The organism is Ghiorsea bivora, assembly GCF_000744415.1.
Lineage (GTDB): Bacteria > Pseudomonadota > Zetaproteobacteria > Mariprofundales > Mariprofundaceae > Ghiorsea > Ghiorsea bivora.
Genome location: NZ_JQLW01000006.1, coordinates 130,364 through 149,454 on the forward strand (window position 1 = coordinate 130,364; position 19,091 = coordinate 149,454).

Annotated in this window: 16 protein-coding genes; 5 read left to right on the plus strand and 11 right to left on the minus strand. The window is 42.3% G+C overall.

Going from position 1 to position 19,091, the window contains the following annotated elements; all coding sequences use genetic code 11:
- Positions 1–3: 3 nt before the first annotated feature.
- The 11 genes from DM09_RS11015 to leuB all read right to left on the minus strand — a co-directional run bounded on the left by DM09_RS11015 (position 4) and on the right by leuB (position 16,534).
- The gene (locus DM09_RS11015; RefSeq protein ID WP_051938044.1) at positions 4–1,881 is read right to left on the minus strand and encodes a hybrid sensor histidine kinase/response regulator; all 1,878 of its coding nucleotides are present in this window, start codon (positions 1,879–1,881) and stop codon (positions 4–6) included.
- Between the two features lie 37 nt (positions 1,882–1,918).
- Positions 1,919–4,666 (minus strand): DNA polymerase I, encoded by a 2,748-nt coding sequence (gene polA / locus DM09_RS03225; RefSeq protein ID WP_038247635.1) that lies wholly within the window; start codon positions 4,664–4,666, stop codon positions 1,919–1,921.
- 82 nt (positions 4,667–4,748) lie between these two features.
- The gene (locus DM09_RS03230; RefSeq protein WP_038247636.1) at positions 4,749–6,224 is read right to left on the minus strand and encodes a hypothetical protein; all 1,476 of its coding nucleotides are present in this window, start codon (positions 6,222–6,224) and stop codon (positions 4,749–4,751) included.
- Complete coding sequence (locus tag DM09_RS03235; RefSeq protein ID WP_038247637.1) at positions 6,221–6,727, minus strand: methylated-DNA--[protein]-cysteine S-methyltransferase; 507 nt, start codon at positions 6,725–6,727, stop codon at positions 6,221–6,223. The genes DM09_RS03230 and DM09_RS03235 overlap by 4 nt, the downstream gene beginning before the upstream one ends.
- 30 nt (positions 6,728–6,757) lie before the next feature.
- Positions 6,758–7,816 carry a threonine synthase gene (thrC, locus tag DM09_RS03240; RefSeq protein ID WP_038247638.1) on the minus strand — a complete coding sequence of 353 codons (1,059 nt, stop codon included), beginning with the start codon at positions 7,814–7,816 and terminating at the stop codon, positions 6,758–6,760.
- A gap of 76 nt (positions 7,817–7,892) precedes the next feature.
- The gene (thiO, locus tag DM09_RS03245; RefSeq protein WP_038247639.1) at positions 7,893–9,032 is read right to left on the minus strand and encodes a glycine oxidase ThiO; all 1,140 of its coding nucleotides are present in this window, start codon (positions 9,030–9,032) and stop codon (positions 7,893–7,895) included.
- A gap of 3 nt (positions 9,033–9,035) precedes the next feature.
- Positions 9,036–9,842 (minus strand): tRNA pseudouridine(38-40) synthase TruA, encoded by an 807-nt coding sequence (gene truA / locus DM09_RS03250; protein ID WP_038247641.1) that lies wholly within the window; start codon positions 9,840–9,842, stop codon positions 9,036–9,038.
- Entirely contained in the window at positions 9,839–10,459 is a 621-nt protein-coding gene (locus DM09_RS03255; protein WP_157753589.1) for a hypothetical protein, read from the minus strand. The genes truA and DM09_RS03255 overlap by 4 nt, the downstream gene beginning before the upstream one ends.
- 51 nt (positions 10,460–10,510) lie before the next feature.
- Positions 10,511–14,338: a FimV/HubP family polar landmark protein gene (locus tag DM09_RS11020; protein ID WP_051938046.1), complete on the minus strand. Its 3,828-nt coding sequence runs from the start codon at positions 14,336–14,338 to the stop codon at positions 10,511–10,513.
- A gap of 52 nt (positions 14,339–14,390) precedes the next feature.
- Complete coding sequence (locus tag DM09_RS03265) at positions 14,391–15,434, minus strand: aspartate-semialdehyde dehydrogenase (protein ID WP_099098486.1); 1,044 nt, start codon at positions 15,432–15,434, stop codon at positions 14,391–14,393.
- 20 nt (positions 15,435–15,454) lie between these two features.
- The gene (gene leuB, locus DM09_RS03270) at positions 15,455–16,534 is read right to left on the minus strand and encodes a 3-isopropylmalate dehydrogenase (protein WP_038247643.1); all 1,080 of its coding nucleotides are present in this window, start codon (positions 16,532–16,534) and stop codon (positions 15,455–15,457) included.
- A 201-nt stretch (positions 16,535–16,735) separates the two neighbouring features.
- Between leuB and DM09_RS03275 the strand changes: the two genes are divergently transcribed.
- From DM09_RS03275 to DM09_RS03295, 5 genes are read left to right on the plus strand one after another with little or no spacing between them, the layout of a single operon-like run.
- Positions 16,736–17,083 (plus strand): pentapeptide repeat-containing protein, encoded by a 348-nt coding sequence (locus DM09_RS03275; protein WP_038247644.1) that lies wholly within the window; start codon positions 16,736–16,738, stop codon positions 17,081–17,083.
- A 3-nt stretch (positions 17,084–17,086) separates the two neighbouring features.
- Entirely contained in the window at positions 17,087–17,521 is a 435-nt protein-coding gene (locus DM09_RS03280) for a hypothetical protein (RefSeq protein ID WP_038247645.1), read from the plus strand.
- A 6-nt stretch (positions 17,522–17,527) separates the two neighbouring features.
- Positions 17,528–18,487, plus strand: a complete 960-nt coding sequence (rfaD, locus tag DM09_RS03285; protein ID WP_038247646.1) for an ADP-glyceromanno-heptose 6-epimerase — start codon at positions 17,528–17,530, stop codon at positions 18,485–18,487.
- Positions 18,484–18,789, plus strand: a complete 306-nt coding sequence (locus tag DM09_RS03290; RefSeq protein WP_038247647.1) for an outer membrane protein assembly factor BamE — start codon at positions 18,484–18,486, stop codon at positions 18,787–18,789. Before rfaD ends, DM09_RS03290 begins: the two co-directional genes overlap by 4 nt.
- Before the next feature lie 3 nt (positions 18,790–18,792).
- Positions 18,793–19,080 carry a hypothetical protein gene (locus DM09_RS03295; RefSeq protein WP_038247648.1) on the plus strand — a complete coding sequence of 96 codons (288 nt, stop codon included), beginning with the start codon at positions 18,793–18,795 and terminating at the stop codon, positions 19,078–19,080.
- The last annotated feature ends 11 nt before the right edge of the window (positions 19,081–19,091 follow it).

Consider the following 19,091-nt stretch of genomic DNA (forward strand, 5'->3'; position numbering starts at 1 on the left):
TATTTACTCCAGTTCCTCACGAATGACCTGGCATAACTGCTCAATAGTGAAAGGCTTTTGCAAGCGACGTATCGAATCAAGTTCTTTTGCATCTTGGGTTAACCTACGCTCTGTTGTACTATTCTTTTCATAAGCTGTGGCGAAGAATATTTTGGCTTGTTTATCCATCATTAAAATATGCTGTGCTGCTTTCACACCGTCCATATTAGGCATCACACTATCCATCATGACCAAATCAATTTGCGCTTTCTTTTGTGCATAAATCTTAATCGCCTCAAGCCCATCTTCAGCCAAAAGAACCTTATAATTCAAGTTTTCCAACGCGCTTTGGTGTGCCAAGCGTAAGGCTTTGTCATCATCAACAATGAGTATCGTTTCCCCATTACCCACTAAACCTTGAAAATGTACATCTTGTTTTTGCCGCTCCTGAGCGCTCAATTCTAAAGGCAAATAGATATGAAAAGATGTGCCGTGTTTAGGAGCACTTTCCACCTCAATCATGCCCCCATGCGACTTAATCGCACCATAACACATAGCCAAACCTAAACCTGTCCCCTTACCTTGTTCTTTTGTCGTGAAAAATGGTTCGAAAATATGCACCAGATTTTGTTGTGATATGCCCTCGCCATTATCACAAAAACATAAATACAACCACTTACCTTCTAAATCAGGGTGTTTCTCACGTAAATGCGTTGCTTGATCTAAAGGTTTGAGTGTCACTCTAATCTCTGGTTCTTGAATGGTGGATAAAGCATCTTTAGCATTATTCAGCAAGTTTAATAAAACTTGTTGCAACTGGGTTGCACTACCGCAAATAAGTAGCGGTGACTTTGTTAAATCCTTTGCAACCTTAATTCTTGAAGACAAGGAAATCACACCCAACTTTAATGCTTCATTGATAAATGAAGCCATATCAAATGTTTTCTTTTCCACATCATCTTTGCGCGCAAAGGTTAGAAGTTGTTTGCTCATATCTGATGCATGAAACACCAGCTTTTCTACATCATCCAGTTTATCTTGCACTAAGGAGTTCCCCTTAATTTCACGTTGAATCAAAAATAGATTCGCACTAATGCCCGACATCACATTACTAAAATCATGCGCCAAACCACCAACCAATGTGCCCAACGCTTCCATTTTTTGTGCTTGAAAAAACTTCTGCTCTGCCTCACGTAAGCTATGATCTGTTTTCTGGTGTTGCTCTACTTCTTGCGCTAATTTTTGATTACTTTCTTTAAGCTCAACCGTTCTACTTTGAATTTCTTGTTCTAAATGTTCTAAAGTATGACTAAGCTTTTCTCGTACAGCCAATAAACTTGTATTTTTTTCTTCCAACTGTTTTTGCTGCACACTGCGCAAAATCTCAAAAACCAAACCAACCATAACATAAAAGACAAAGGCTACGAAAAAGATAATCACTTCTTCTGCCGTATACGGTGTATGTAAAACATCCATATAATCCAAAAATTCTATAGCAACTGCACCACACAAAAACAATGCAATCCACCATAAACCACGATAAATACCAGCAACAGCAAATATCATAAATGGGAAAAATGGAATCCAATAAATAGCTGTGTTTGCAATACCACCATCAATAAGAAAAAACCAAAAAAGCAAACATGTGCCCACCACCACGGCTATTTCTTTGAACCGTTGGTTTTTTACATGAAAAACATCAAAATATGCGATAGCATATAAAATAGCCAAACAGCCTTGAATCACTGCCATCACATACTCAGCCAACAAAAGGTGCACAACAAAGAATACGCCCAATATAACGATAGCAAGCCCCAACATGACTTGGGTTAGTGTTCGGTGGTATACCTGCTCTTTATGTCCATGTTTGAGGTGTTCCCCAAGGATGGAAAGTAATTTCATAATTCCTCTATGATTTAAAACTCAATCTACGCTTTTACTATAGTTGATGAGATTCAAACCAGCTAGTGCCAATACCAATGTCGGCAATCAATGGAACATCAAGTGTAACAGCAGCTTCCATCACCTCTTTTATCAAAGCTGATACCTGCTCAACATCAGTTTCACTACATTCCACAATCAATTCATCATGCACTTGCATAATCAAACGTGCCTGAGGAAACAATTCATTTAACTTCATTTGCAGTTGAATCATAGCAACCTTAATAATATCTGCTGCCGAACCTTGAAGTGGCGCATTAATCGCTGTGCGCTCAGCATAAGCTTTTTGCATGCCGTTGCTGCTATTGATGTCTGGCACTTGCACTCTATGCCCCAACAGCGTTTCTACATACCCCTGGACACGCGCTTTTTCCAAAGTGCTGTCCATAAAGGTTTGCACGGTGGGATATTGGGCAAAATAAGCTTCAATAAACGCCTTGGCATCACCTCGGCTCACGCCCAGTTGTTTTGCCAAACCAAATGCACTCATGCCATACAAAATACCGAAGTTGACTGCTTTGGCTTGCCTTCGTTGTTCTCCCGTGACTTCTTCTAAAGGAATTTGATTCACCGAAGCTGCCGTTGCCGCATGAATATCCAAACCATCGGCAAATGCTTGTTTTAAATTGGCATCACCCGAAAAGTGCGCCATCAAACGCAGTTCAATTTGTGAATAATCGGCCGCTATCAATTGGTTCCCTGCTTCTGCAACAAAGGCTTTGCGAATTTCACGCCCTTCTTCAGAGCGAATCGGGATATTTTGTAAGTTTGGGTTGGTTGATGACAAACGACCAGTAGTTGTCACCGCTTGGTTGTAAGATGTGTGAACACGCCCTGTTTTTTTATTAATCATCTTCTGCAAAGCATCGGTGTATGTCGATTTTAGTTTGGACAAACTACGCACTTCTAAAATCAAACGCGGCACTTCGTGTTCAGCAGCCAACTTTTCCAACACTTCTTGCCCAGTTGCCCATTGCCCAGATTTGGTTTTTTTGCCACCCTCAATACCCAAGGTTTCAAATAACAACACACCCAACTGCTTGGGTGATTGGATATTAAACTCTTGCCCTGCTGCTGCAAAAATCTTGGTCTGCAACGCATCAATACGCTCACCAAACTTGGTCGAAAGCGTGTGCAATTGCGCCACATCAATGTATGCACCATCCCACTCCATATCTGCAAGCACAAAAGATAAGGGAAGCTCAATATCATCATGGCGTTTGATATGTTCACCCAACTTATCTTGGAATTTATGACAAAGTCGGAGTGTAACTTCCGCATCTTCCGCCGCATATTTCGCTGCTTCTTCAATGCCAATCAAATCAAAGGTGATTTGTTTAACGCCTTTGCCCGCAATAGATTCAAAAGAAACACATTCATGCCCCAAATATTTAAGCGCAAGTTTATCCATGTTTACGGCTTGCCCAGCTTCCAAAACATACGCCATCAACATCGTATCAAACTTCACACCTTGAAGTGTAATACCCTCATTGCGTAAAATTTGTTTATCATATTTATTGTTCTGCAAACATTTGGCTTTGTTTTTATCTTCCAAGATAGGTTTCAAAGCCGAAAATACGCTTTTTTTGTCCAACTGTTTGGGTGCTTCACTCAATAAATCCATGCCACGATGCGCAACCGGCACATAATAACCCACACCTGCCTTCACAGAAAACGATAAACCCACCAAATCCGCATCATGGATATTTAAGGATGTGGTCTCCGTATCCACAGCAATCAGGTCAGCCGCATTTAACACATTCACCAAGTCAGCCAGTTTGGCTTTATCGTCCACAATAATCGTTGTTAAAGGTTTTTGCTCGGCAAAGACTTCTTCGACTTCATTGTGTTCACTATCAGGTGAGGCAATAACCGATGGTGTCACCACTTCATCACCATCCAAAAACTCAGCCGTTAAACGCCTAAATTCCAGCTCAGCAAACACTTTCACCAACGCTTCACGGTTGGGTTTTTGCACCTTCAAATCATCAAGTGTTAATGGCAATGGTGTTTGTTCATCCAATGCCACAAGGTCATACGATAATCGTGCATCATCAGCAAATTCAATCAGGTTTTCCCTGCGTTTATTTTGTTTGATTTCATGGGCATGGCTTAAAATGCCTTCCAAATCGCCATAGGTATTAATCAGCTCAAGTGCTGTTTTCGGGCCAATACCTGGCACACCAGGGATATTATCCGCCGAGTCCCCTGCAAGCGCCAAAAGGTCTTGCACTTTGGCAGGTTCAACACCCCACTTTTCTTTCACTTCATCGATGCCATATTCTTTGCGGCGCATGGTGTCTAACATCCAAATCTTATCACCCACCAATTGCATCAAATCTTTATCTGTGGATACAATGGTCACGTCCCAGCCTTTGGCTTCTGCTTGCCTTGCCAATGTCGCAATCACATCATCCGCTTCATAATTCTGCACACAAATACGCGCAAAATTAAAGGCATCGGTCACTTCATAAATATAGTTCCATTGGGCTGCCAAGTCTTCGGGCATAGGCGGGCGATGGGCTTTGTATTCTTTATACATATCATTACGAAATGTGCCGCCCTTAGGGTCAAACACCACAGCAACATGGGTAGGGCTTAAGTCTTTAAGGATGCTACGCACCATTTGCACATAACCAAACACCGCATTGGTCGGCTGCCCCTTAGAATTGCTTAAATTATGTTTCACCGCATGAAACGCACGAAAAACATAGTTGGGACCATCAATTAAAACCAAATGCGGCATACAAACATCCTTAAAATTAAAGTTGATGCTATGATGGTATGATAAACATAATGGTCAACAGCTTAAAAAACGCTACGAGATATTACCTGCGCTCTTTTACTGTATATTCATAAGTCACAAGGAACTCCGTTACCGCAGTATCCAAGGTACCCTGAAACGCTTTTAAACGACCCGCGCCTAGACGTATACCCACACCATTTTCCCACTGATAATCTGCATAAATATTGCCCATATACAGTGCTCCACCACCAACGGATGTTCCGCCACCGCCACCACCACCTACGGCGACTTCTAAAGACAAGGAACTTTTACGCTCGAATAAAGGTATACGGTAACCAAGGTCAACAAAAGCTGCTCCGTAACCACCATACCTTCCTCCCTTAGCGGCATACATCATATGTACACCATAATAAAGGTGCTCATTGGCAAATCGATTGACGACAACTTCTGAAGCTGAAAATGGTACTGCATTTACACTGCCGCTAGGCGTGACCGTATGATAATTAAATGCGCCCACATGCCATACGTAATCAGTCGTATAAAAATTGTAAGGTTCTGCATATGGATTGTCCAAATCAACAGTAAACTCTACACCAACGTATTGTGCCTGCATGGCCCCTTGAACTGCTGCAACATATCCACTTTCCAGTGAAACTTGTGCATCTTTCGTGATATCAACCGCCAAATTCACTGCGGCTTTGGCAAGCATTCCACCTTGTGTCAGCACTGCTGCACCACCGCCCATACCTATACCAATACGCGCACCAATATTTATTGCATCTGTCCACATCGGGTATTCAACCCCTAAAAAACCTAAATACTCTGCATAACCACCAAGTTTGCCACCTGCGGCACCTACAATTTCTACACCCCAGTATGACGTTGGGGTCATCCAGTGCTCTGAACGTGCACCAAGCATCGTGGCAGTATCCTGAACATCGCTACGCAATAAATACCCACGATAAGAAGCAACAGTAGCTCGAACACGGTGAAAACCTATGCCTCCATCAACGGGCTTTTGCGCAACAGCAGGCTGCTCATTGTATTTCACAGTATAAAAATCTTGGCTAGATAAAAAAACAAAACCGAGCTGTCTGCTTGTAGCTGTACCATACGGAAAACGAACTTGAGATGTCGATATACCCACTTGATAATCTTTTAATTGATAAAGAATATCAAAATATGGTCGAATGGTTAATCCGCCACCCACCAAGTTATTTGCACCGCCACCACCGCCGCCACCAATATAAATACCTACACCTGAAAACCATTGGTCTTTAATCTGTTTGCACCAAAGTGCTTCTGCACCAAGTGAAAAGAACCCGCCCCGCTGCCCAGTTACGGCACCATAAAGTGTCGCACCCACAAATATATTATCATATGTTTCCAGTAAATAACTCGCACCAACCCAGCCTAAGCTTTCTTTATCCGTAAGTTGGATGTTTTCTACCGTCATTTTCATAAGTGCATTATTAGCGGTCATCACTTGGCTTTCTTCAGCATTTGCATTGACCATGCTACAAAGTAAAAACAATATTATGTTTATATAAATTTTCATCCAGACTGTTCTAAAGCCAAAAGCTTTCTTTTGGCAGGTAAACCACCCGCATAACCTACTAACGAACCATCAGAGCCAATAATGCGATGGCATGGAATCATGATGGAGATTGCATTCGCTCCGTTGGCTGATGCCACAGCACGCACAGCTTTTTCATTGCCTATACTTTTGGATAAGACCAAATAAGAAGAGGTTGTACCATAAGGAATATCAATCAATTCCCGCCAAACCTGCTTCTGAAAGTCAGTGCCTACCATCAACAATGGTATATTAAAGTTTTGACGTTGCCGATTAAAGTATTCATCCAATTCTTGGCGGGCTTGTTGCAGCACCGCCGTATCTTCTTCAATGTAAGTTACGCTCAAACCTTTTTGTAATCTAGCATCAATACTTTTTCGCGTTTTTCTATAGCGCCAATCCGCCATACATAATTGATTATCGTATACACCAAGTATCAATTCACCTGCTGGTGTATGAAAGTATTGTACTTGAATGTAAGACATAAAACAGCGTAAAAAACACGCTTAAAGCTTTTAGCCTTCTAACACCCTGCGCACTGCATCCTCAGTGGCATCAATGGTGACAGGGGTGGCAATATCTTGCATGGCGGTGTCCGGGTCTTTCAAACCATTGCCTGTAAGTGTACAAACAATCTTATCACCTGCTTTGAAATAACCAGCCTTGTTAAGCTTGATAATACCTGCAACAGATGCCGCAGAGGCTGGTTCACAGAACACACCTTCAAGGCTTGCCAACATATCGTATGCTTGTAAAATTTCTTTATCGGTCACGGCATCAATCACGCCACCGGATTCATCACGTGCATCTTCTGCTTGCTGCCATGATGCAGGTTTACCAATACGAATCGCAGTGGCAATGGTTTCAGGATTTTCAACAGGTGCGCCATTTACAATGGGTGCAGCACCTGCGGCTTGGAAACCAAGCATTTTGGGCAATGATTTAGAAATACGGTGTTCTTTGTATTCTTTATAACCTTTCCAATACGCAGTGATATTACCAGCATTACCCACGGGAAGCGCATGATAATCAGGTGCAAAACCTAGCTCATCAATAATCTCAAATGCACCTGTTTTTTGTCCTTCAATACGATAAGGATTCACAGAGTTGACCAAAGAAATCGAACCATCGGCAGAAATATCGCGCACGATTTGCAAAGCATCATCAAAGTTGCCTTTAATTTGAATCACTTTCGCACCATAACGCATGCCTTGACTCATTTTACCCAAGGCGATTTTTCCATCAGGAATTAATACATACGCTTCCATGCCTGAGTTGGCTGCATAAGCTGCTGCAGAGGCTGAAGTATTGCCCGTAGATGCACAGATAATTTTACGCGAGCCTGCATTATATGCTTGGGTAACAGCCATGGTCATGCCACGGTCTTTAAAGGAACCTGTAGGATTCAAACCTTCAAATTTAAGAAAAATATTAAGTTCTGGGTTGATGGCGTTACGCAAGTTATGCGATTCATGAAGCGGCGTATTGCCTTCATAAAGCGTGATAATTGCATCATCCTTGGCGATTGGTAAAAACGCACGGTAACGGTCGATGATTCCTTGGTAATGTGGCATGAAAAAAATCCTTAATCCATCAATAAAGTGAGCTCAATTATGCTACCAAATATAACAACGGCAAGCTTTGCAATGATTATAGCTGCGGATAACCAACCGATTCACTTTCACAAACCACCCTATCAGGTGCAAAAGCATCCATGTTTATGTTGGGTTGCGTGCCACATATCCAATCTGCCATCACCTTGGCTGTAATCGGCGCAAGCGCTACACCATTGCGATAATGCCCTGTCGCCACCCACAATCCTTGCTTAGCTGACACTTTGCCCAGATAAGGCAACCCATCAGGACTACCTGGTCTAAATCCCATCCACTGTTGCTCAACTTGTGCATGTTTTAAACTTGGTATTAACCGCTGTGTTGCTGCAAGCAGCTCGCTTAGGGCTTCAACTGTATTGCCCCGAGCAAAACCAACATTCTCCATGGTAGCACCCACCAGCACTCTACCATCCTTTCGCGGCACAAAATAAGCATCATCATGTTTAACAATATGTTTTAATGTGCCAGGTTTTGTTTTTAATAGTACAATTTGCCCTTTTACGGGTTTTACGTGTAAATCAAAACCACTTTGTACTGCAAGTTTTTCGCTCCAGCTACCCGCAGCCAATAATACGGCATCAGCTTCATAAGTTTGACCTTGTGATGTTTGTACACCACATACGCTTCCCGTTTCATGTTCTAACAATTGGGCAACTTCACTATGTTCAATCACTTCCACACCCAATTTTTGTAAATACAGCATCACGGCTTTTAATAATTCAGGGTTTCTCACTTGGTAAACATCTTGCCAATACAATGCTTCTTCAACAAACGTCGATAAGTTAGGCTCTATGTCTAAAGCTTGCTTTGGCGTTAAACGCTGCATCTCCCAGTCAAACTTATCCGACCAAACTTGCGCTGCACTTTGATGTTTTACAGCATCATCTGCAAAACAAGGAATAAGCAAACCACTTTGAATACGTTGAATATCATGCCCTGTTTCATGTGTAAGCTCAGCTTGTAGTTCTGGATACAAATCAAGGCTAGCATTAACCAAGTCCGTAAAGCTATCAGGGTAAAGCCATGGGTGAATAGGGCATAAAATACCTGCACCAGCCCACGAAGACTCACTAGCGGCTTCAGCTTTTTCTAAAACAACCACATCTACGCCTTGTTGTTTTAAACGCAATGCCGTCAACAAACCAATTAAACCCGCACCTATCACAACTACTTTCATCGTTTAACCCATCAAACCGGAAATTTCTTGCGCTGAAAACGCTGGGTATAAAGCATCTGTAAAATACAAACCATGTGCAGGTGCAGTTTGTGCCGCCGCACAGCGGTTTTTACCCAATAACAAGGTTTGCATGTATTCTGGCTGCCATCGACCAATACCCACAGCAACAAGCGAACCCACAATATTTCTCACCATGTGGTATAAAAAAGCATCAGCAGCAACATCAATGGTAAACCAATGTCCATCTTGTTTCACTTGCAAAACCTTTAACTCACGTTCAGGTGCATTGGCTTGGCAACCTGAGGCACGAAATGTTGTAAAATCATGTTTGCCCACGATAAAAGATGCAGCCTGATTCATTTTCTCCACATCCAGTGTTTGAAATACCCACCATGCCTGCTTGTTATACAACACAGAACTAACGGAACGATTCCAAATTTTATATTGATAACGTCGCTCAAAGCAATCAAATCGCGCATGAAAATCATTGGATACAGCCTTGATACCATGCACCAAAACACCAGCGTCTCGCAAATGAAAGTTTAAACCTTTCATATAAGCATGAGGACTATCTAACCAACGCGATTTCACCACATCAGCATGAATTAACATATGTGTCGCATGCACACCTGTATCTGTTCGCCCTGCCGCAGCAAAACATGGCTCTGCATCACTGCCTTCGATTTTAAACATTGCTGTTTCCATCGCTTCTTGCACCGTATATGCATTGTCTTGCCGTTGCCAACCGTGAAACTTCGAACCATCAAACTCAATGACCATAGCTAGCCGTTGCCTTTGCACATGTATCATAACCAAAGCCCCAGTAACGCAAGTATAGCCAATGCACCAAAACCTAAATCTGAAACCACCAACTTGGATCTTGGCTCATTCACCTGCAGCAACTTCTCCACCTCATCATCCCACTGTTCCCACAAAAGTTGTGCTTCATTACGTGAACTCTTTAATATAGATAATATACTTTCAAACAACACATCGGGTAAGGTCAACCATTTATGCTCTAAGCTTTGCCAATACATGCGTTGTTTATTTAGCAATTGGGGAATCGTGATACGTAATCGCGTTAATAATAATAAGCGGGGTAACAATACTTGGCTTAAAGCTGGTGTTTTTTGTAAAACTTGTAAAAGGTATTTCATTTTTAACACCTGCATGACCAATAAAGCCGTAAAAAACATACATGCCAAATTCAGACTGAGCGAAAAAGACTGTTTTAAACCTTCAATACTTATAGGTAAACCCATAATATATGTACCAGGTGTAAAAAAACCGTGTAGCAAAATAATAGGAATAAACAACCAAACCAAGAGCCTAAAACTTCGCACAATTATCACCATGCTTTTACTTTGTAAATACAAAAGTCCAACCGTGAACAGTGTGAATACCACCAACACAGTATCATCTGCCATAACTGTGGCAAATAGAAACCATGCAATTGCAAAAAGGAACCGACAGTACACTTATTTCTTAGGTTCATCCTCATCAAGCAAACCTTTAAGGTCATTCATTAACCCATCTAATTCAGTGGTTGCTTCTAAGTCTTCAGCCGCATTGTTTTGTAGTGATTCAATACTGGTTTCAATATTTTCAAGTTCACCGGTCGCATTAAAAACATCTTCCATAGGGTCGGATGAAACATCCATCATCAATGTTTTATCACTATCCATATCATCAAGGCTAGCCAAATGATCATTATCAGCTTTTACATCGGCAGCCGATGTTTGCGCTAAGTTCTTCTGCGTATTATCCATTATAACAGTTGAATCAAAAGCATCGGATGCTGGTTTGGAAGTCGAACTGTCTTCTGTTTCCTCATCCAAGCTTATTTCTTGCAAATCAAAATCGTCTAAATCCAATTCTGTTGAAGCTTCCGCACTTACCTCATCATCGGCATCAATAAGCAAGTCATCACCAATCATATCCAACCCATCCAAATCAACTTCAGATGTTAGCTCTTCTTCAATAGCTTTCACTTCATCTAGTGCAGAATCAGTGTCTTCTGAAAAACCAGATAAATCCAAGGATATACTATCCAAGTCTTCTAAAGGTTCTTGATCATGACTTTGTTTAGCCGAATCATCCAAAGCTAGCACATCGGTACCTAAATCTTGAATTTCATCAATATCATCATTGGATATATCTGAAGCCAAGTTGCTCTCTTCAGCATCGCTAAGCAGTGCATTGGCTGCTTCAAATGGATCTTCCGCATCTGCAGGAATCTCAACTGCAGTAGCATTTGCTTCCTCTTCTGCTTGCGCACGTGCTTGTTCTACCTGCCTATCATTGATTGCATCATCAAGCTTGGCTTCAGCTTCGCCCGAAGAAACAACCATGGTTTCATCTGTTGTTTGCACAGCAGAAGTGCTTTCTAAATCATCATCTTCTAGGTCAATTTCATTTAATAAATTCTCAGAACTATCAGTCTCATCAAAATCGATACCATAGTTTTCTAGGTCTATGCTTTTTTCCATATCTGAAAGTTCACTGCTTGCTTCCTCAGTATCACTTGCACCCATTTCACTAAAGTCAAAATCTACTTCAATCTCATCTGCACTGTCACTTTCATCTTTCGATTCAGTTTCATCTGTGGATGAATTACTTAGGAAATCACCAAAGTCCACAGCACCTGTATCCAATGATTCATCTTCCATCACATCGGCAGTTTTATTTGTGACGTTATCCGATGTGTCCGTAGCATCACTTGTATCCAAGCTTACTTCATCTACAGTTAAATCGCCGAAGTCCAGTTCACCTGTATCCAAAGCTTCGATACTCATAGCGTCTTCTAACTCATCATCTGCTGAAGCACTTTCTTCCACTATTACATTTTCTTGCACATCATTTTCTTCAACATCTAAGTCACCAAAGTCCAACTCACCTGTATCCAATTCAATGTTGCCCATCACATCTTCTAATGCAACATCATCTGTTGAAACCATATCCTCAACATCACTTGCTTCAGTAAGGTCTAGGGCACCAAAATCTAAGTCACCCGTATCCAAAGCTTGGGCATCATCCATTGCATCTTCATCACCCAAATTTATTGAGTCAAGGCCAATATCATCTACATTTTCGCCTGTATCTGTTTCACCAAAATCAATACCTGCAAAATCGATATCATCACCCATATCGATACCAGCATCTTCTTCCACATCACCAAAATCCATTTTACCTGTATCAAGTAGCTCTGGCTCCATCACATCTTCAGGCATACTGTCTGTAGACGCACTGTCTGAATCAGATGATATACTATCTGGAGCATCAAAATTAATAGCGCCAAAATCCACAATACCTGTGTCTTCACCAGTAAAATCGTCATCCTTTAATGCTGAGATTTCAGATGCTTGCTCAGCATCATCTACTGCACCACTGGTAGCATCATCACTACTTGCCGCCTCAGCTGAAGAATCAGCCAACAAACCCTCAAATGTTGCCAAAGCAGAACCTACCAACACAGCTTTGGCTGCATTAAGTGCCGCTTCTTCACCTTCTGAGTTTTTACGCATGCGCAAAATTCGCACCAATTTTGCATGTGCTGCAGCATCTTGATCATCCAACTTCAATGCCAGACGTACTTGTTTCTCTGCTTCATCTTCCATGCCATAACGCAAGTAAACATCAGCTTCTTCAAGATAATTCACGCTAGGATCTGGTGTCTCATCTACATCGCTATCAAAGGCATCCATTTCTCCCGTTTCATCATCGGTAAAGTCTGGGATTTCCTCTAAAGGCTCATCATTATTGGTTGGATTTTCTCTTACAGCCTGCTCTTCAGACAAGTCTGAAGGCATTTCAAAATCATCAACATCCATTTGCTTGGTTGCATCTTGATCATCAACGGATTCAACATCATATTCTTCCACAACATCATCAAACACTTCTTCTTTTGACGCAGTTTGTTCTGCTGGATGTTTGGGTTGGCGGCGCAACAACATCACCACAGCACCAATAAGACCCAATACCAACAACCCAAGCCCAGATAATGCATACATGAGCCAGCCTGAAGTATCTTGTTCTTCACTTGCTTTAGCCTTCTCTAATTGACCTTTTAAACGTGAGATAACAATTTCCAAACGTTTGTTTTGCGCATCTAAAGCTGCCGCATCCACAGTAACCGTTGCTTCATTGGCTTTTTTCTCAGCAGCTTGCAAACGTTCTTCCAAGGCAGACATTTTATTTTGTAATGATGAAAGCTCACTATCCTTTTGCGCAATCACTTGCTCTGCTGCAATCAATTTTGCAGAAACCTCTTGGTCAGCCATGTTTGTTTGAGGCTGAACTTCTTCGGCTTGTAGTGGTTTTTTTGTTTTTTCTGGTGCCAACATGGGTGCGCTAGCAACACCTGAAGCCTTCTGACCTATGCGAACACGACGTGTATAACGATGTTTTTGTGCATCAGCAACAGCAGCATACTTGGGCTGCTTGGTCATGTTTTTCCAAACCTTATTTTGCTCGCTAATCACTTGTTTGGCATGGGCAACAGAAACTTGTTCCACTTCTTCAGCCGCAGGTACATCCAAATACGAACCTGCTTTAATTAAGTTGATATTACCTTTACCAAACTTATCTTTATTCTTTTCAAATAAAGCAACCATCACCTGTTGATTGGTAAACCTATCATCCAAACGTAATCGTTTGGCAACCACCGTAATCGTGTCACCATAAACCATTGGCCCGTAACGCGATGTACGTGCCCAACCTGAATACGGCTTAAAGGTATTTTCCACAACTTGTTCAGATTGGCTATCATCAACAGGCTCTACAAAAGCAGATTTTGCACCTTGCGGTACTTTAGTGATAAAGGCATCAGAAGTATCTGGTTGAACTGTTGCTGCATTTACAGGGGCTGCAACCACTTTGGGTGCTTCATTCTCCTGCATCATTTCAACCGCAGCAGACTCTAAGAAAATAGGTAGTTTTTTGTAATGGGTCGAACGTCCATAACGTACTTTAAGGACTAGATTAAAGAACGCTGTATCGATAGGTGCTTCTGAGGTGAGTTTAACACGCGCCCCACGTTCATCTTTGACAATATCTGTACGGATTTGGTTGATCACTTGATCTCGATATACTTCGAGAATTCGATAGTCCGATGAAGAACCTAGCTCAACAGAAATTTTCGAAAGTGTTTCCTTCCCATCCAAGCGAAGTGGCACTTCGGCGTAAAAAGGTTCACCAATATGGCTCGCCACATCAATACGCTCAAATGATACTGCTCCCACACTTTGAATGCCGAACAAAAAAACCAGCACAAAGCTTAAAAAAACATGCATAGCTCGCTGAAGCATGCCTGCCTCCTATCCCTCAGATTAATGAAATAAGAGGTCACCCACTATTTCATCATCGAATTAAAATTTCTGCTATCTGCACAGCATTTAGAGCCGCACCTTTACGCACATTATCGGCTACGACCCATAAGTGCAAGGAATTTCTGAAAGAATTGTCATTGCGAATCCGGCTAACCCACACTGGATCCGTGCCCGCAGCTTCCGAAGGCATAGCATAATCCTCTGTTGCTGGATCATCCACAACGCAGATGCCATCTGCATCAGCAAGCAGGTCTCTCGCCCTATCCGCATCCATTTCCGCAGCAAAAGTTATGTTCACTGCTTCAGAGTGACCATAAAACACAGGCACACGCACTGTAGTCGCAGTTACCGCAATATTTGCACCCATAATTTTAACTGTTTCATCCATCATCTTCCGTTCTTCTTTGGTATAGCCGTCATCCATGAAAACGTCAATCTGTGGAATCACATTAAATGCAATACGCGCAGGAAAAACGTCCACTTCAGCCTCTTCACCCTGCAACAATGATGCTGTTTGTTTTGCCAACTCATCCATGGCTATGCCACCAGCTCCTGACACCGCCTGATAGGTCGATACATTCACCCGTTCAATCGGCACGACATCATGCAATGGTTTGAGTGCCACCACCATTTGAATGGTTGAACAATTGGGATTTGCGATAATACGGTTGTGACGTGCCATTTCCAAAGCATGTGGGTTCACTTCTGGCACAACCAAGGCAATATCTTCATCCATGCGCCATGCACTGGAATTATCCACCACAAAACAACCTGCCTCAGCAAACTTGGGTGCAAATTCCTTAGACGTCCCGCCGCCAGCAGAAAACAACGCAATATCAACGCCTTCAGGCTCAAAACTTGCCAAATCCTGAACAACCACATCTTTACCCGAAAAACTTACCTTTGAACCTGCACTGCGGCTTGAAGCCAGTGGAATAAGCTTTGATATTGGAAACTTACGCTGCTCTAAAATCTCCAACATGGTTTGCCCCACAGCACCCGTAACCCCAACCACAGCGACGACATAACCTTCTTCTTTTTCTGGTAAAAATCTTTCCATATCACTCACACCCATATTATTCATACCCACGTCACTCATGCCAATTTCTCCAGTGCAGCACATACCGCATCACCCATAGCCGAGCATGCCACAGGTGTTTGTCCATCTGCTAAATCTACTGTACGCACACCTGCATCCAAAGTATGCTCCACTGCTTGCTCCACTTTCTCTGCCAAATCCGCACGATTCAAGGAAAAACGCAACATCATAGCCACCGACAAAATCGTCGCCAAAGGATTGGCTTTATCTTCACCTGCAATATCTGGTGCAGAGCCATGAATAGGTTCATACATAGCAAATTCTTCACCAATCGACGCAGAAGGAAGCATACCAATAGAACCTGTAAGCATGGATGCTTCATCGGATAAAATATCACCAAACAAATTGCCAGTCACAATCACATCGAACTGCTTAGGATTACGAATCAATTGCATGGCTGCATTATCCACATACATGTGTGACAATTCCACATCAGAAAACTCAGCTTGATGCACTTCAGTCACAATCTCACGCCACAATTCTGACACTTCCAATACATTGGCTTTTTCAACACTGCATACTTTATTCGAGCGCAAACGCGCTGCTTCAAATGCTTTACGTGCAATGCGACGCACTTCGGACTCGCAGTAACGCATGGTATTAAAACCACTACGCTCGCCTTTATATTCTTCAAAACCGCGCGGTTGTCCAAAATAAATGCCCGATACCAGTTCACGCACCACCAAAATATCCACACCTTGCACCACTTCTGGTTTCAAGGTTGAAGCTTCCAATAATTGGTCAAACACCTTGGTCGGGCGGTAGTTGGCATACAAACCCAAATCTTCACGAATACGCAGCAAACCCGCCTCAGGGCGCAAAGGTTTATCCAAAGCTTCCCATTTTGGTCCACCCACAGCACCCAAAAGCACGGCATCTGAATCTTTAACCAAAGCTTGTGTTGAAGCAGGGTAAGGGTCTTTTTCTGCATCATAAGCCGCACCACCAATGGTCGCCTCTTGCCATGTTGCATTCAAATCAAACTTTTGGTTCAACACTTCCAATACTTTCAGTGCTTCACTGACAATTTCCGAACCAATACCATCACCCGGCAACACAGCAATTTTTAATGACATGATTTTCCCACCTTATCGACACACAACGACGTGCATGAACTTTATTCTATAGCCTAAAATTGGTCGCGCATGTTATGGTGAATGACCATGAAGCGCAAATGTTAGACATCAAACTTGATTGAAACCGCTTATGGCGTACCATCGCATTTTTAAGTCGTTACGCTTGAAGACGAATAACAACAAAAAGGGGCAGGTTTTATCATGGATGCAAATGCAGTAACCCAAGCCATACGTGATGGCAAATCCATTGCAGGTCAAGACTTATCGGGTTTAAACTTGGATAATATTGATTTTTCGGGTACCGACCTTACAGGCTGCAATTTCAACAAAACAAGCCTAAAAAATGCAAACTTAAGCAAAACAAAACTTATCAATTGCGACCTACGGCTTGCAGACTTAAGCAGAGCCAACCTATTTCACGCCGATTTAACAGGCTCCAAGCTGCGCCGTGCCAATTTAACGGGCAGTATTCGTATTGGTTGCACCGTAAAAAGGTCTGCACTCAAAGGTGCATATATTGCAGGCGAAGTCGCCTACATTGAGGATTAAACAATGAGCTTCAATAATGTTCATGCCATGCCTGGTGCATTCCCATTACACCAAGATAAAAGCTATATTTCAGAAAGTGAGTGGGTCATATGGAAGCTTTTATGCCGCCCACTCAGCAGTTTACCTGAAAACACACCCGAAGAGTTGTCCCAAGCCACAGGCGGACAAATCAGCGTACAACGTTGCGATGAATTGATTCGCATCGCCAATATTGCAACCTTATCTGGACTAGGCACATGGATAGCCCGTCTTTTAGCTGAAACAGATTATAATGTACAAGATGTTTGTGACAAACCAGCCAATGTTTTGCTTGATGGCATCAATAAACGTTTGGGTTACCCACTCTGCAATGATGCCACGGTTCGCGCCTTTGAACTTTTGCAACTGCAATGGCGCGGTGAAGAGAAACAATTAGAAAAATCAGGGCAAGCGGAGTAAGCACAAGTGAAAGAACGCATTCTTATTACAGGCGGTTCAGGTTTTATTGGCTCTAACCTTGCAGCTGCATTATTAAAACGCGCAAATACAGACGTGGTCATTGCAGATGATTTCTCATCTGGCGATTGGCGCAACCTAATCAATGTAGATGCTGAAGTTCGCGCTGTTTTTTGTGATGACCCACAATTACTGCAAGATATTGCAAATGGACACTTCTCCGCCATCTACCATGAAGCTGCCATCACCGACACAACCATCATGGATCAAAAACTGATGATGAATGTAAATACTGATGCTTTTGCTGCCATCTTAGAAGCTTCTTCTAAAAGTGGCACCCGTGTAATTTACGCATCATCAGCAGGAACCTATGGCAACTCACCTGCACCCAATAGCATTGGTTCAGGTGAAGAACCTGAAAACATCTATGGTTTTTCAAAACTTGCCATGGATAGAATTGCAGCACGTTGGTATGATAAACACAGCGCACCGATTATCGGCTTGCGTTATTTCAATGTTTATGGACCAGGCGAACACCACAAGAATGAAAGAGAAGGAACCAAAACTGCCTCCATGATATTGCAATGGTTTCAAAGCATACAAGCTGAAAAACCCATCCGGATGTTTGAATTTGGCGAACAACGGCGCGACTTCGTGTACATCGGTGATGTCATTGGTGCCAACCTTGCTGCCCTTGAAACACCACGTTCAGGTGTATGCAATGTAGGCTCTGGCAAAGCACGTTCTTACAATGATATTGTCAACAACCTAAACCGAATTCTTAATATTGATTACCCTGTCGAATATATTCATAACCCCTACCCCTTCTTCCAAGACCATACCGAAGCGGATTTAACTGAAAGCAAAACTTTGTTAGATTGGCAACCCCAGTGGACCTTAGAACAAGGTATGGATGATTATATCCGTCTCCTTCAAATAGGGCACCGTGGGCCCGTAGAAACCGCATGAAACTATTCATTACAATCATGATGTGCGCACTTTTGTCTACGGCTTGCGTCAAACAAAAAATCCATCAAGGTAATGTGATCGACCCCGATAGTATTTGGATTATACAAGAAGGTGATACCCGCTTTGCCATTGAACAAGAAATGGGTACACCTATGGTTAAAGATAGCGCACACCCTAAACGCGCATTGTATATCGAAGAATTTTACGATGAAGAAACAGGCGAAAAATACACACGCGGTGTTGAAGTCATTTATGATGATGCTTGGCGCGCCAAAAGTATTCGTCGCTTTGGCTTTGAATAAACCATGCAATTAAGCAGAAAAAGAATACCCGGGCAACGTTCCAATATTACATTGCTGATTACCAGCTTTTGGGCTGTACTTGGTTTATTTGTTCTGATTATTGGGCACCTCACCATTGTATTTTTCATCTATGGTCAAATGAAAAACATGGATGCCCTGCATGAACTTGCCTTATCTATGCCCGTGCTTGAAAAATCACACCTTTATATCTTGGCTGGTTTGGCGATAGCCTTGGATATATGGATTGTCATTAGCCACAAAAAACAACGTAAACACAAAATAAAGCGCTAGGAATACACCAC